The sequence below is a fragment of the Halorientalis brevis genome (genome assembly GCF_023077655.1).
The window spans coordinates 205,820-221,669 of record NZ_JALLGV010000003.1; the positions used below are offsets into that span (position 1 = coordinate 205,820).

General features: G+C 55.0%; 11 protein-coding genes and 1 pseudogene. 2 read left to right on the plus strand and 10 right to left on the minus strand.

The window, feature by feature from the left end; genetic code table 11:
* Nucleotides 1-7: 7 nt before the first annotated feature.
* The 6 genes and pseudogenes from MU553_RS06525 to MU553_RS06550 form a co-directional block, all read right to left on the minus strand.
* Nucleotides 8-1,420, minus strand: a complete 1,413-nt coding sequence (locus MU553_RS06525) for a sulfatase (protein ID WP_247376919.1) — start codon at nt 1,418-1,420, stop codon at nt 8-10.
* A 102-nt stretch (nt 1,421-1,522) separates the two neighbouring features.
* On the minus strand, nt 1,523-2,629 hold the full coding sequence (locus MU553_RS06530; RefSeq protein WP_247376921.1) for a hypothetical protein: 1,107 nt from the start codon (nt 2,627-2,629) through the stop codon (nt 1,523-1,525).
* A 45-nt stretch (nt 2,630-2,674) separates the two neighbouring features.
* The gene (locus tag MU553_RS06535) at nt 2,675-3,673 is read right to left on the minus strand and encodes an alkaline phosphatase family protein (protein WP_247376923.1); all 999 of its coding nucleotides are present in this window, start codon (nt 3,671-3,673) and stop codon (nt 2,675-2,677) included.
* 104 nt (nt 3,674-3,777) lie between these two features.
* Entirely contained in the window at nt 3,778-4,884 is a 1,107-nt protein-coding gene (locus tag MU553_RS06540) for a glycosyltransferase family 4 protein (protein WP_247376924.1), read from the minus strand.
* 171 nt (nt 4,885-5,055) lie between these two features.
* Nucleotides 5,056-5,826, minus strand: a pseudogene (locus tag MU553_RS06545) (IS5 family transposase).
* A gap of 602 nt (nt 5,827-6,428) precedes the next feature.
* Nucleotides 6,429-7,634: a glycosyltransferase gene (locus tag MU553_RS06550; RefSeq protein ID WP_247376926.1), complete on the minus strand. Its 1,206-nt coding sequence runs from the start codon at nt 7,632-7,634 to the stop codon at nt 6,429-6,431.
* Nucleotides 7,635-7,776: 142 nt separating this feature from the next.
* Here MU553_RS06550 and MU553_RS06555 point away from each other — a divergent pair, with 142 nt between their 5' ends.
* Nucleotides 7,777-9,231, plus strand: a complete 1,455-nt coding sequence (locus MU553_RS06555) for a sulfatase family protein (protein WP_282594222.1) — start codon at nt 7,777-7,779, stop codon at nt 9,229-9,231.
* Here MU553_RS06555 and MU553_RS06560 read toward each other — a convergent pair.
* The 3 genes from MU553_RS06560 to MU553_RS06570 all read right to left on the minus strand — a co-directional run bounded on the left by MU553_RS06560 (nt 9,223) and on the right by MU553_RS06570 (nt 12,850).
* Nucleotides 9,223-10,308, minus strand: a complete 1,086-nt coding sequence (locus tag MU553_RS06560; protein ID WP_247376929.1) for a glycosyltransferase family 4 protein — start codon at nt 10,306-10,308, stop codon at nt 9,223-9,225. The two genes, MU553_RS06555 and MU553_RS06560, sit on opposite strands and share 9 nt — an antisense overlap.
* The gene (locus tag MU553_RS06565) at nt 10,309-11,754 is read right to left on the minus strand and encodes a sugar transferase (protein WP_247376931.1); all 1,446 of its coding nucleotides are present in this window, start codon (nt 11,752-11,754) and stop codon (nt 10,309-10,311) included. It lies immediately after the preceding gene.
* A gap of 109 nt (nt 11,755-11,863) precedes the next feature.
* Nucleotides 11,864-12,850: a GDP-mannose 4,6-dehydratase gene (locus MU553_RS06570; RefSeq protein WP_247376933.1), complete on the minus strand. Its 987-nt coding sequence runs from the start codon at nt 12,848-12,850 to the stop codon at nt 11,864-11,866.
* A gap of 242 nt (nt 12,851-13,092) precedes the next feature.
* On the opposite strand from MU553_RS06570, the gene MU553_RS06575 reads away from it, so the two are divergent.
* Nucleotides 13,093-15,015, plus strand: coding sequence for a hypothetical protein (locus MU553_RS06575; protein WP_247376936.1), 1,923 nt, complete (start codon nt 13,093-13,095; stop codon nt 15,013-15,015).
* 13 nt (nt 15,016-15,028) lie between these two features.
* Here MU553_RS06575 and aglF read toward each other — a convergent pair whose 3' ends face one another.
* Nucleotides 15,029-15,796 carry a UTP--glucose-1-phosphate uridylyltransferase AglF gene (gene aglF / locus MU553_RS06580; RefSeq protein ID WP_247376938.1) on the minus strand — a complete coding sequence of 256 codons (768 nt, stop codon included), beginning with the start codon at nt 15,794-15,796 and terminating at the stop codon, nt 15,029-15,031.
* Nucleotides 15,797-15,850 lie beyond the last annotated feature (54 nt).

Consider the following 15,850-nt stretch of genomic DNA (forward strand, 5'->3'; position numbering starts at 1 on the left):
CACTCTCCTATTTGTACCCGAGGTCCTCTAACCGCTGGTCAATGCTGTCCGGTGACTCTAATTGGGCCTCGCTATCCGATGCTCGTACAGTCTTCGAGAGGTTCTTGCTGGCGTCCCAGAGTTCACGTTCGGCTTTAAGCCTGGAGCTCCCGATCTCGTGAATGTAGTCCTGACACACGTCGCGCAGTTCCCGATAGACTGTCTCCGCGTCATCTATTTGGTTATACGATTCTTCGGGATCGGCGACAATATCAAAAAGTAATTCCTTTTCTGGGGGAGTCCCGAGCGAATCCTGTTGCCGCATGTATTTCCACTGTTTGTGGATGACGGCGGCGGAGACGCCCTCGTTGTTCTCGAAGCCGAGAAACACCTCTTCCTCGCTCGTTCGATCCCTAATGTCCATTCCGTCCCAACTGGCCGGAACGTCTGCATCGGCAAGACGGGCTATCGTCGCGGGAACGTCTATCAGACTAACGGTGGCGTTACTCTCGGCTGCTTCGAAGTCCGGCGCGTCGACGATTAGTGGTACGTGCGCCATCGACTGGTACACGGACTCCTTGTGAAACCGGTTATGGAGTCCCAGTTCCTCCCCGTGATCAGCGGTTAAAACCACCATTGGTTCATTTTCGACTTCACGGAGGAGCCGTCCAACGTGGTCGTCAGCATTCCGGACGTTCGAGTCGTACGCGTCGACTAGCTTCTTTGACGGGGGCGACCCTGGATCAACAGACGGCATTCGGACATGATCTCTGTCCGATGGAACATCAAGTGATTGCCGATGTTCAGGGAAATATCCGTATGGGTGGTGCGCGTCCATCAGGTGGACCCAGGCGAAATATGGATCGTCCCGCTCGTTGGCCTCGGCAATCCACTTGAGGGCGTGACTCACCACTGCCTCATCGTTCGAGTTCACGTTCGCGCCTCTACTCTCAACGAGTTTAATCAGTGAATCGTAGCCCCACTTGAGGACGTCATAGACGTGTCCTTTTGGGATCGATTTCCCGATCCTCTGTCGAACGATGTGGTTCAGATCATGGAGAGTAGTGCTGCTCTTCCCGTTCATCCACTGCGTGTAGTCGGCGAACTCATCGAATCCTCTGTGATAGTTAAAGTACCTCGAGACGAACGGATTGTCCGAGAACCCACCGGTCTGGTATCCCCGCTCGCTGAGTAGTTCAGCAACGGTCTTACCGGCGTGCCTCGGTAGTCCTGCTCCCTCTATTCGGAGAGGATGGACGCCGCCGTGGATCGACTTGAACCCGAACCGGGTGCCCGGTCCGTTGCTGAATGCGTGGGTGTACTTCGTCCCACCGCGGATCAGTTTGTCAACGTTCGGTGTCGTCGCCCGGTAGTATCCATACCCACTGACGTGGTCCGCCCGGAGGCAGTCGACTGTAATTAATAGGATCGAATCAGTCATAGAGAGTACTGTCTGCCACTCTTACTCTGTCAGCGTGAATAATTTTTTTTGGTTTGGTGTCATCCCTGGCTTCTCCTGAGACCTCAACTGACCGAAGTAGGACTAGTCGAATTTCGGGAATATGAATAGAAGGAAGACTAGTATGCCGAGATAGGGGGCGATGAAGTGGGAGTCGAACGTGATCCTGAACCCGAGCAGGAAGACAAGGAACGTAAGACTCGCATCTGTCCTGGCGTATTTGTATAAAAGGTAGAGGACACCGGCAGACAGTCCAATGAATCCGGCGACACCGTACACCATCAGCGCCCGCAGGAATGAGTTGTGGAACAGCATTCCTGTTTCCCGCCGCGGCCAGCCCGGGGGCCCCCCGATCAACCAACTCTTCGCGCTCAACTGACGTATGCCGGTGGACCAAGTCCGCCATCGGGGTGTTTCCAGACCTCGATTCAGCAACCGTTCAATTGACAATATATGGACGTTACTGGCAAGTATGAGACCGCTCAGTGTGGCGATGAGGGCGATAGTGCCGGCGACAGAGAGCATCGTGAAGCTGGCGCCCGTGTGGCTCAGGAAGTGGACTAAATAGATCGTCAGCAGTCCGATTCCGATCGCAACACCGGTTCTACCGCCGACCATCAAGATGGCGATGATGGTCGTTCCGCCGCTCGTTACGGCGAGCAATTCGCTCTCGATTCCGTCGCTCACCCGATACAGATGGCCCATGCTCGCGAAGAAGAACAGGATCGTAACCATGACGTTCCTGCTTCCGACCTCAATAAGGTCGTTGCTCGGAATCTCCAGCACCGTTACGCCGACGATAGCATACATAGATAGTGCGAGGGTGATCAGATCCCACAGCTGGTGTGAAAACCGGGCCCTGAGTAGGCCGAGTGCGAGAAGAAAGTTTATTAGTGTCACGTAACCCGTGTAGAAAACTAGGTCGTAGACCACGAGATGGGCCGAGTAGATTAAAGAAAGCACCACTAGTATAATGGCGACGAACGCCTCTAGATCACTGACGTATCGTATGAACAGAGGGATAGCCAGCGGCAACAGTAATGCGAGATAGTAGAGCACGCGGTGATCGTACATCCAGTATCCCAGCGACACTGGCACGTAGAGTAGCAATATCCACTGGAGGAATCGATGTCGCACTGACCCAGACTCAGTAAGTGCATCAACTGTTCGTTTTTGGTTCTGAGAGATCATTAGAAGTATAGAACCTTTCCTATTAGTCAATGCTGTACGGCGTCATCAGCTGAAGTATCCGAGCTTACTGAGGTGTTCCTTCGTATCATTGGTGATCTGTGCCGAATCGTCCATTTGCTCACCGTCGGCCGGCGAATGCCGTGGCAGTTCTGACTCGAGCACTTCTCGAAGGTCCTCCATCTTTCGTGGTGTGTCCTTCCATAGCCGCCTGTTGCTCGCATAGAAGGCTCGTTTTGAGTGAATACCTTCTTTCTCCATTCCGTGGTCCGAGACGAGGACTAGTGTATCGTCCTCGGAGAGCGTTTGCCGGACGCGGCGGACGAAGTCGTCGTAGAGTCCGTACCACCGCTGTAGCTTCGGTGGCGTGTCCGCCCACACATGCTGCACGAGATCGAGACTGAAGAAGTGGCACATAACGAAGTCGTGCCGTCGCGACGCGATAGCGTTCAGAAATCGGATTAGTCGGTTGGCGTCAGCGCTGAGAGCTTTCTGTTCAAACAATGAGATATCACCCGCCGGTTCGTATCCTGACCTTCCTTCCGAACGAGCCGACTTCGGTGCGATCATGCCTTTTAGATCGCGGTTCATGTCGTCCTCGCTGATTCCGGGAACGGAGATCAGATGCGGTGCGGCCGCGGAGTCGAGGAGGGAACCCGCTTCCGCGAGTCTGTTTTCACCGACATGTTCTTTCTCGTAGCCAAATTGTGCCAGCAGGCTCTTTAGGTAGCGCTTGGCCTTGCTTGAGGCGATATTCGAGACCTCGCGTTCTATTCTCCGTACGAGCGGATTAGACAGGACCTTTGTGTTCCAGTGTTTGGTGGACTGACTGTTGTCCTCGTAATATGACGGAAAGAGATCCCGCGGGTTTTGTCCGGCGAGCATCGAAGGCCACAGCAGCTGCGTGTTCAGCTCATCTCGATTGAGGCCGTCCGGGGTTTCCATCCGACCACCCTCGCCTTCTTCACTTATCGTATCGATGGAGGGAGTTGTATATCGCTGTAGGGTATCAGCGTCAAGACTGTCCAATCCCATCACGATCAACATAACTTACGAAATCAACTATCATCGAATAACACTTTTGATCGGCAGATTCCATTCCTTGATGAGTCCACTCCAAGTATTATAATTCATTTCCTATAATCGAATGATCACAGGACAGAATAAAAGACATCTAGTAATTCATCAACCGTTCGTTTCCAAGAGTACTTATCTGCTCGATTTTTTCCCTTTTCAATATATTCTTCCCTGATCTCCTCGTTACATAGGAAGTGTTCGATCGCATCAGCAATTTCTTTGGGATCTTCGGGATCTTCAAGAAAATACGCTGCATCGCCAACGACTTCTGGAATCGCGTACTTATCGCTCGTTATTACGGGGAGTCCCGCCTCCATTGCTTCTAAATTAGTTATTCCAAAGGTTTCATGAAGTGAGGTGTTAACGTAGAGCTTCGCTCCTTTGTACAGCGCTTTTAGCTCTTCCGCTTCTAGGTACCCTGTGAAGGTGATGCCGTCTCCCAATAATTCACGGCCAAGGTCACTAACATCGGACCCCAACCAATCACCCGCAATGACAAGATGAGGTGCATCTATACCCCGCTCTTGTAATTGATAGACTCCTCTAATAAGTGAAGAGACATTCTTTATTTTGTTAGTGGACGCGACGTCAAGAATATACCCTTCCTTTAGATTGAAAGAGTTGAGTATCTCTTCAATTTCTTTGTCGTTTATTTTGTCAAACGTCATTCCATGTGCAAGCGGTACCGTAGTAAACTTTTCATCCGAGATATCAAGCGACCTTCTTTTGCTTTGGCGAAGACTCCCGGACGGAATTACGTATTGATCTACCCTATTTGCAAGACCAGTTTTGCGATAGAAGGCCGCATAAGCGTACTTTTTCATCCGGGATTGCCATGAGACATAAGATGGGCAGGTAAACGGTAAGTCTCCGTATAACCTGACTACCTTCTTTGTATCAGTCAAAAAAAATCCCGGTCGGAGCCACGGAAATTGAGGATAGTAAATCAGATCGAGATCTAACTTCGCTACCTCTCGCAGAAACAGAATCGGTGCCCTCGGTACAATTGCTTCATCCACGTTATTATACAGATCAAGATCAGATTGGTCCGTATGGATATATACGAACTCAAGGTCGTCAATGGTACGTCGCTTTAGTTCTCGACAGATCCTCATGTTAGTCATGTTTCCTGCCATTCCGTGGTCTAATGGATTGGTCACAATCCCAACTCTCTTCGACATTTTCGGCTTACATAGTTATCAAGAGCATATATAAGCATTGTCTCTTCCAGAAAGAGCGGTTTTTTAGTGCTTCGTAGGATCGCTACACGGAGCTTGATTTCGGTGTTTTCACTCGGCCACTCAGCACGCAGAAACCGGCGACGGCGGTTAATTAACCGGGTATCTGACTGCTCAACGAAGGTTGTAAACGGCACCTTTGAGAGCCATCTCACGGCATTCCAGGTGCCAGCTCCGCGCACGCACGGCGGAGCCGAGCGTGCGCTTGATCGAGGAAAAGACGGTTTCAGCCATCCAGCGGCGATTGTACCAGAGACAGCTCATCCGGGCGTTGTGCGCGAGATCCAGCGACGAGTAGATACGGTGTTTGATCAGCGGACGAATCCCATCCTCACGAAGTTCGTCATGGAACAGTTTCCATCATAGCCGCGGTCAGCAGCCAGTAACCGCAGGTCCTCGGCGTTGCGCCGAGCGACCTGCGGGCCTATCTTGCCATCGTATTTTTTCGTTGTGGTACAGTGGACATCGAAGACGTGCAGCGTTTTCACGTCCATGAGGGCGGTGACTTTCAGCGAGCGAACGTTGTAGTGTGCTCGCTGGGCGTAATGGCGTGACGGTTGGTCGCGGTCGAAACCAGTTGCATCGATTGCGGTGGCTAGAGCGTTTCTCGGCTAATATGCCGAGAAACGCGCGGTAGGTCTCCATCGTGATGTTCTCGAACCAATCACGGAAAATCGTGTAGTGAGGAAGACGCGTAAGTCCGATTTCCTCGAGAATCCCGGACATTTCGCTCGAGTTATCGATTGTTTGGCGGTAGGATTTCCCAAGTTCGATTCGCAGTGCTTGGAGCGCGACCATCGCCCACTCGGCAGGTTCGTCTGGAATCTCGACAACTCTTTTAGCTTTCGACACCGAATCACGGGTGAAGAGAGAAAGTTTAGACATCAAAGCAATCTGTCTCTTCGCTTTTTACGAAGATAACGAGATTGTCGCAACGCCGTCTAGCGATCCTACAGAGCAGTTTTTAGTTGAATGTGAACAGTGAGGTGTGATTTCATAGCAAAAACCGCCAACCTCAGCGGTAGGAGAGAGTGGTTAATCTGGATCTTGTGGAGTCTGCACCCGAGTCGGCGCCGGCACTAGGTACTCAATCGTACGTTGCAGGACCATCTCTGTCGAATATTTTTGGACATTTGACAAATAGGTGTCAAACGTTCTCAATATGGTCCTGTAAGCTGATTTCTAGCCAAAATCTGGGAAAATTCCGAATCCGATTGTATTCGGCGAAACAGTGATCGCCGAGTTTCTGGTCAATGGAATCAAATATCCCAAACTGTACTACCACGAGCCTGGCTTCAATTCAAGGTGTAGCCACACGGAAATAAGTGTGCTGTCGTATGGTTTTTCAAGAGCTTAAACGATGAGCTTTGTTACTTTTTCGAAAATATAAAAAATTTGACTTGAATTGGCTGCGGAGTTTCGTTCGCTAGCGAAACACTCAACAATTAATTAACCTTCCAAAACAGCTGTCTACTTGTCAAACAATACTATGTCCCGATTATGCTCTTATATTTTTCTAACACAGTTTTGTTGAGATAATAGTAACTCCTGTTTTTGGCGATGTACTCCCGTCCAGCAGAGCCCATCTCTCGTCTAGCGTTTGAATCGTTTAGAAAGGCCAAGATAGTGTCGGCAAACGCTTCGGGGGTGTAATCGACAGCTTTCCCTGCTCCGTTCGACTCGACCATATCGACCTGTTCCGGCGTCCGTGTCGTCACTGCTGGTGTTCCCAGGTTTAGGTATTCGAGCACCTTCGTTGGGGAGTTCGTTCGAAATACCTTGTTCGGTGGGAGGGGGGACAGCCCCAGTGCTGCGCCCACGATTGCACGGTGTAAGTCTGTCTCATTCACCCATCCAGTGAACACGGTCGCGTCGCCAACTGCATGCGCCTCAGCTTGTGATCGTAACCGCTCCCGTTGTCGTTCGTCCCGGCCGCCGACAAGGGCGAGTTTCACTTCGGGTTTTGACTCGCGAACGATCGACAGCACCCTGAACAGAAACTCGAGATTACGGAGCGGATTCATGCTCCCCATGTATATTAGGTACTCGTCCACGGGGAGGCCGTAGCGCAAGCAGAACGGTTCAGGGTCTATTTCGTCCGCCAAGAGAGTGGTGTCTGCCCCCATGGGGACCGAATACAGCGGTGTTTCGATTCCTCGCACTTCCCGGTGATACTGCGACATTGCGTTGCTAATCGTGAATACCGCATCAACATCCGCGAGTAGTCTGTCCCGAATTGTTCTCCCAAACAACCCCTTTCCATAGTCGATTAGTCCGTATCCATCCACCCCTTCCCTGTAACCCAGAATAAGCGTCTCAGCTTTGAGATGGGAGTGTCTGAAGACCAACGGAATATCGTGGGTACTCGCCAGCTGTTGGGCAGGGGGCATCGCCGCAAGGTCGTTACGGACCTGTACGACGTCAAACCCCCCTTCAGCGTCCCATATTGACTCCAGCCACTTCGTCCCAGCCGCGGAACCGACGCCCAGAACATTGCGGTACCTGTAGACGTGGTCAGGGGCCACGTATACCGGACTCCCATGCCACGTCTCTTGGGAATTGGCGTCGTTCCCCGAGGGGCGCATAATCCAGGTCACGCGGTGTCCAGCATCCTGCCACCGCTTCGCGTAGACCTCACGCATGAACGGCTCATCACACGGGAACTCCCAGTCGGTCAGTATCAAGAGGTCCATAGTCGCTGACAGTCTGAGGCTACTTTCAATTTGTTCTGTTCGCTTATGAATCCCTATCTTTTGTCGGGAAGGCTTCGTTATACGGTTGTCGTAACGACACCAGAAAAATCAAGCCGTCCGTTTTAGTAGCGGTGAATACTTTATGGATCAGCCTGGACAACTATCTGATGTGAGGAATGTCGTGCTCATTGTGATGGACACTGCTCGGGAGAACGCCTCGCAGCAACTTGACTGTATCCTAGAGGACGCGACGCGATTCAATCGGGCATTTAGCGCGAGTCCATGGACGCTGCCATCACACGCTTCCATCTTTACTGGTCTCTATCCCTCTAAACACGGCGCACACGCGGATCACAAACAACTAGAACCAGACGTTTCGGTACTTGCCGAGGTATTCCGTGACGCGGGATACGAAACAGTTGCCGTGTCGAACAACACATGGATCAGCGAAGAATTCGGCTTCAACCAGTGCTTCGAGACGTTCTACAAGACGTGGCAGTACGTCCAATCTGATACGGATCTCGGGCGCATCGCCCGCCAAGAAGAAGGACTCGACAAGATCACCAGAGCCGCGAAAGCGCTCTTCGAAGGCAATCCCGTCTCGAATCTCGCGAACGCGATCTACGGTCAGTTCTTCAGGAAGACCGACGACGACGGCGCCGCCCGCACGAACGAGTGGATCAACGACTGGCTCGACACCAGAGACGATTCGCGGCCGTTCTTCTTGTTCGTCAACTACCTCGAACCCCATCTCGAATACCGACCCTCGAAAGAACACGCCATAGACCATCTTCCGGGCGGAGTCACGTACGAGGAGGCGATGGAGGTTTCACAGGACGCGTGGGAGTACATCGCCGGAACGAACGAGATGGCCGACGAGGACTTCGAAATCCTCCGGGCGCTCTACCGAGCCGAGATTTCCTACCTTTCCGAGCGAATACAGGAAGTCGTCGCCATACTCAAAGCTGCAGGTGAGTGGGAAGAGACCTTGTTCGTCGTCACGAGCGACCACGGCGAGAACATCGGCGAGCACGGGCTGATGGACCACCAGTACGCGCTCTACGATACGCTCCTTCACGTCCCGCTGTTCGTCCACGGCGGCCCCTTCGAGGACAAGTCCGTCGACGACCTCGTCCAGCTCATCGACCTCCCTCCCACGATCCTCGACGTTCTCGATATCGATGCCCCGGCTGCTCGCGAACAGTTCCAGGGCATCTCTTTCCACCCCGACGCTCCAGAGACCCGTGAGTACGCTATCGCGGAGTATCTGGCTCCACAGCCTTCGATGGACGCACTGAAAAAGCGTGTTGGCGAACTTCCGGACAGCGTTCGACAGTACGACCGGTCGCTCAGGGCGATCCGCACGGCGAAGTACAAGTACATTCGAGGCTCTGACGGGTCACGGGAACTCTACGACATCCGGAACGACCCGGGTGAAACGCAAGACATTGCGGACACGCACGGTGACGTCGGCGACGAACTCGACGCGCAGTTAGACGAGTGGCTCGATTCGTTCGAACACGCCGACTACTCCGACGACGTCTCGATGGACGAACAGACGAAAGCCCGACTCGAAGACCTCGGCTATCTACAGTAGACTTTCGAGCGCTCGGGTCGTGTGCTCGACGGTCTCTTGCCAGCGATACTCCTCGACGACAGTCTCCCGTCCGGCTTGTCCGAGGGATTCTCCCTTAGCCAGAACGTTCTGCAGTGCGTCGGCGTACCCGTTTACGTCTCCGACTGGGGCGGTCTGTCCACCTTTCCGGACGATCGATGCAGTGTGCTCCAGGTGGCTCGAAACGACCGGCACACCGGATGCAAACCCCTCCAGAACGGTCCGTGGCAACCCTTCTGCCCGACTCGGCAGAATGAGAACGTCGCCAGCTCGGTAGATCTCCGGCATCTCGTCGTACGGGACCTGCCCGAGGAAATCGACTGCCGGGCCAGCCAGTCCCTCGAGCTCGGCACGCATCGGGCCGTCTCCGACCATATACAACTGCACGTCCTGATCGTCTACGAGTTTCGAGACCGCCTGTATCGCGTCTTGCGGTCGCTTGCCCTCGACTAACCGTCCGACGAACAGCACCACCGCCCCGTCATGATCGATCCGATTACTCGCTGGTCCTTCAGGCGTGAATCGGTCCGTGTCCACGCCGTTCGCCACGACGTCGATCCGTGAATCCACGCCGAAATCCCGAACTCGATTTCGGTCTTCATCGGTGTAACAAAACACCACGTCAGCCTGATTGAACGTCCATTGGCCGAGCGTTCGCAGATACAAGTCGAAGACCCATTCGGGGGCATTCTGGGAATACAGCCCGTGGTTCGTGATTGCCAACGGGACGTCTCCCAACCGCCGCTGCAGCGCTGCCAGGTTCGTCGAGAAGTAGAGATGCGAGTGTGCGTGGATGACGTCAAATTCGTCGGCGTTGCGAAGATGCTTGGCGAGGCCAAGGGATATCTCGTTTCCGAGCGGTTCGACCGTTGCAGGGTACCGGACGGCTGTATACCCGTCGCGTTCTTCTGTGGCCGGCCGGTCGTCGCCTTGGTTGACCGTCAGCACAGTCACGTCGTGTCCCATCGCTGCCTGGTCGCGACTCATCGCGTGGACGTGATATGCCCCGCCTCCAGTCACGTCAGGATATGCTTTTTGGGCGACCCGAAGGATCCTCATCTATTGTTCCTCATCGGCTCCGGTAGCTGTCTTGGTAACATCACTTAAAACAATCCAAATTTGTCTGATGACGATCTTCAGGTCGAACCAGAACGATTGGCGTCGAATGTACTCCATGTCATAGCGAAGTTTCTCTTCTGGATTATAGCCCGTGGCCTCGTTAATCTGAGCGAGACCGGTGAGCCCTGGCTTCACGAACCATCGACTTCGCCATTTATCAGTTCCCGACTCCATATCACTATCAAGCTCGGGCCGCTCGGGTCGCGGTCCGACAACACTCATATCTCCGATCAGGATCGACCACAACTGGGGAATCTCATCGAGATGCGTCTGTCGAAGCAATCGGCCTGTGCGGGTTACCCGGGGATCGTAGTCCCCATCATCTTCTTCCGATAATTTGGCACCAGTTTCGGCCTCCGCTTCCGGTATCATGCTACGGAATTTGTAGACGGTGAACGTATCCCCGAATTCGGCTGTTCGCTGTTGACTGTACAGTACCGGTCCTGGACTGTCGATCTTGACTGCAACCGAAATAGCGACGACAGCAGGAGAGAGCACAAACAGCCCAATTGCTGCGAACGTGATATCGAACGCGCGTTTAGCGACGTAATCCTGCCAGTCCCACGGTTCGAGATCGACCTCAACGAGGTCACTACCAGCGAAACCCGTCGTAAGGACGTTGTCCGCATGGCCTCGATGGGCTACCGCAGTGACGCCGTGGTCATAACAGGCGTCGAGTGCGCCGAAAAACTCGGCTCGGTCGGCATTACTAAACGCTAACAATGCTGTGTCGATATTATGTTTGATAAATACTTCGTCGAGTCGTGATAGACCACCGAGACAACTCAGTTGGTCCAGCTCTGTCTCGATCGCCCCTCCGTCCGATATCTCTGGAGCGCCCATTGACATTCTTCTTGACACTTCGTAGGAGGGCGGCGGTGAAACATAACCGAGAATTGGCAGGTCTGTGCTCTCGAGAATCGCTTCCATAGCAGTGGGATCGTCACCGACGATGATCGCTCGCGATCTTGTCGTTGGTCGCTGCCTGATGGCCGCAGTCCAAGCGGGGAGCCACAGCAGTAACATCACCGTCGCGATTATCAGCGTCGACCGGGGCAGTCGATAGCTGTAGTTGAAGTATCCGAGCGCAGCGAGCCCGACCATCGAGAGAAAAACGCGCTTCTGGGTGAGAAGCAGTGTGTCGAGGATTCGACGCGGCTGTGGCTTGAACACCGGCCACATAGCCCCGAGCATCACCAGGACAGTCGTCGTGATCGCGAATCCCAGATCACCGTTGGCGAGGACTACTGGGGCTGGCCGACCGAAATACGGGACCTGACTGAAGGCCCGCTGGACGAACTGGAGATTGGCGAACCAGACTGCGAAGGCGGTAAACCCCGCACAGCCAGTGACACTAAATATTCGATACCGCAGCCCTGTCGCCATTACCCGAAACAAACCATCCTCCGAATATAATTCCTGCGACAGTTATCATTCATTATATTTTCCCCACCACGGTCATGCCGGCGGATGGACGTCGGAAGTGCAGTGACCATCACGACGACAAGACGAGCGATTCGTACCAGTCGCGGTTGTCCTGGTACCATTCGATGAACTGTTCGACGCCTTCCCGTATGGTGTACGTCGGGGCGTAGTCGAGCAAGTCGCTCGCTTTCTCGATGTCTGCGTGCGTGTGGTCGGCGTCCGCGTCGTGTCGGTCGTCGAATTCGAGTTCTAGCTCCGGTGCGAGCTGAGCCAGCACTTCCTCGGCCAGGGTTCGGATCTCGATGTTGTCCGTACTTCCGACGTTCATCACCTCGCCGTCGGCCGCGTCGGTCGTCAACAGCGTCTGGTTCGCAGCGACGATGTCGTCGATGTACGTGAAATCCCGCGTCTGAGTGCCGTCGCCGTAGACTACGGGCGAATTCCCGTTCACACATCGCGAGACGAAATTCGAGATTGCCATGTTCGGGCGCATCCGCGGGCCGTAGACCGTGAAGTATCGCAACGCGACTGCCGGGAGATCGTACACCTCGTTGTAGGCCATGGCGTAGCGTTCGGCGGCGAGTTTTGAAGCGCCGTAGGGGCTGACCGGCGTGGTGGGATGGTCTTCGTCGTACGGAAGGTACTGTGGCTTCCCGTACACTGAGGAAGAACTGGCGAGAACCACCCGATCGACGTCGGTTGACCGGGCTGCGTCGAGAACGTTCAGCGTTCCGTCGACGTTTACGTCGTCGTACTTTCGGGGATTCTCGACGCTCTGACGAACGCCAGCTTGTGCAGCCTGGTGGTACACGACGTCGGTCTCAGCAACGAGTTCAGAAACGAGTTCAGCGTCACGGATATCTCCCTTGACGAGCTGATACGTACCGTCGTCCTCGCTCGCGACATTTCGACACTGCTCGACTGTATGCTCTTTAATTCGAACGTCGTAGAACGGGTCGAAATTGTCGATCACGGTGACGTCGTGGCCCTCGACAGTGAACCGTTCGGCAAGATGTCCGCCGATAAATCCGGCTCCGCCCGTCACGAGGATTCGCATTGTCGAGTGGACTGATAGTGACGACAAAAACGTGTCGGGATTAGGTAAACTCTTAGTCTGAGCAGTGTAGAGTCGTCAATGTGGAAGTACCATCGTTCACACAGATGACCGGTCGCCACAGTGTGTGGAAACCGATTCACCGTTGGTCTCGATGGGCTGCCCGGGTCGTATTCGGTGATCGGCTCGGTACCGTTCTCTTCCTCGCGTCACTCACGTTTCTCGCCCTCTACTGGCGAGTCGGCGTGTTCATTACTGACACGTACGCGATCGGGAACGCGCTCGCAGCCGTCTCCAGCGGGCACCTGGACGTTCGCTCTCTCCAGTACTCGCTCACGTTCGGGTCACAACCTGGACTGTACGTCTCAGACGGTGCGGTGTACGGCCGGAACTATGCACACGTCTTTCTCGCGTTGCCAGTCCTCTGGCTCCTCGAAGCCGTTTCGTGGCTGTTCGACCTGCGCCTCGCACTCGCCGCCGGATTCAGTCTGCTCGTTTATTTACTGGCCGATCGACTCGGTCACCTCGTTGACTGTCATCAGTCGCTGACCGTCGGCGGAGCTGTGGCTGCATTGATCGTGTTTCTGCTGAACGTCGTGAACGCGACACCACTGGACAGCACCTGGCGTCCGTTCATGGCGCTCCAGATCACCTCGATGCTCGCAGCCGGGTTCGTCGCCGTCGGACTCTATCGACTCTTGGCTCACGTTCACGGACGGCGGAGTGGCGCAGTGATCGGACTGTTCGTCGTGGTGGCCTCGCCACTCGGGTTCTGGGCGTCCATTCCGAAGCGACACGTCCTGTCGTCGCTGGCCGTCGTCACCTTACTGGCGACCTTCTACGTCGCTCGGGCGACTGACTCGAACTGGCGGGCGCTCGGCGCTCGCTCACTGTCGTACACGACTGTCGGATTGCTCACCTGGCTACACGGCGGTGAGGCGTTGATCCTGTTCGCTGCACTCGTTCCGCTGGACTTCTTGACGGCACCGTCCAACCGTCCACGCGACCTCGCTGTCGTCGGTCTCGTGTTCCTACTGGCATTGACGCCGTTCCTATTGACGAATCTCGCGATCGCTGGCAACCCACTGGAACCACCGCGGACCCTCTCTAGTTACTCCGGACAGATTGATCCGGGGGCAAACGCCCAAAATGGGGCTACTGGCGGATCTGGTAGCGAAGGCACAGGAGAGACTGCGACACAGACCGGTACGGCCACGGGAACGACGACGCCGGCTGCTGGCTCCGCTTCGACGACCACAGGGTCGTCTAGCGCCGATAGTGCGCCGCCCAATCTCGACCGTTCGAGTGCCATACCGACGATTCCGGTCGGACTCGTCGGTGCACTCATCGCAGTGATCAGCGGGCTCGGGACTGCAGTCGTCGATCGGGCCCTATGGGCACTCGAGAAAATCTGGTCGCTTTTCGGTGGTGGGATCGAGATCGTGATCGACGAACCAGAACGACTCTATCACACGTTTATCAGGAGCGGACGAATCCCGACGTACGTCAAATACGGAGTGAACGAACAGGAGGCGATCGAACTCGCGCTCCTTGAAGCCGTCCCGCTGGCGGGCGCACTCGTCGGTGCCATCGGGGTTGCTGGACGCAAAGCCTTGGCAAATCCGTCGGTGGACGCACTGCTGTCTGATCTCCAGCGCCCCGAGCGTCAGACTGATCTCCTCGCGATCACTGTCGGGTGCTTGTTTGTTCTGGTGTACATTACCAGGCTCCCGTTGTATGCACAGATTACCGTTCGGTACCTTCTCCCAATTGTTCCGCTGGGACTGTACGGCGTCGGTCGCCTCGGGGCCGTCCACCGTGTCGCACGCGCCAACTGGCGATACCTAGCTGGATCGTATCTCGGTCTCACTCTCGTCGGAGCGGTCGTCTTCTTCGGTGCACATGGCTGGCTCGACCTCGCCTTGGGCGAGGCGATGCAGTTGTACGCGCTCGTCGGATTAGCGAGTGCGACACTGATCGCCGTCTGGTCGCTGGTGGAGGGGGTTGGATTTCGGTTGGGCGTTCGTTTCGGTGCCGTCGTGCTGGCGCTGCCGGCTGCGCTTACCACGCTCTTCCTGCTGTTCACTGGCTTCGTCTACTTCCAGTACGCCGAATATGCACTCCCGCTTGCGAGAGCGATAGGAGAACTGATTCCCGTCGTTGTCTAAACGGTTTTCTGTTTCAAATCGTCGTCGCGTCCGCGTTTTCCCCGGCGTCGCTGGTTTCACTCTCACCACGGGCGGCTTTCAGTCGCCGCTCTGCTTCCTCGCGATCCTCGGGATAGCCGACGTCGATACGCCAGCCGTCCATCCGGATGGCGTCAATCGTCCTGCCACTCTGAATCAACAGGTCGATCGCCTCGCTGATCTCGTACTCACCGCGATCGGAGGGCTGCACGAGATGGCAGGCGTGCAAAATCGCTGGCGTGAACGTGTAGAAGCCGGTCATCACCAGGTTCGACGGCGGGTCGTCGGGCTTTTCGACCACTTCGACGATTTCTCCGTACTTGTTCGTATCACAGACGCCGTAGCGGGAGGCCTCCTCTTCGGGAACTTCCTCTACCAAGAACGCCGCATCTGCACGACTCTCGTACTGGCGGTTGACTACGTCTTCGAGGTTCGCCTGGAAGACGTTGTCCCCGAGCATTAGCATGAAGTCGTCGTCGATGTGTTCCTCGACGGTCAACAACGCGTGCGCGAGTCCGTTCTGTTCACGCTGGTGGGCGTAAGTGATGGGCGTGTCCTGAAACTCGTCGCCGTAGTGACTGATGATCGTCTCTTTCATGTAGCCGACGACGACCAGCAGTTCGTCGGCCCCCAACTCGACCAGTTGCTCGAAACAGTGAGTCAGGATGGGTTTCCCGTCGACTTCGACCATCCCTTTCGGTTTGTCCTCAGTTAGCGGTCGCAGGCGCGTCCCTTCGCCCGCGGCCAGCACCACGGCTTGCATGCGTACCATCTCACTGACCCGTCAACAAAACGTTTGTCCATGATTTCGGACAAA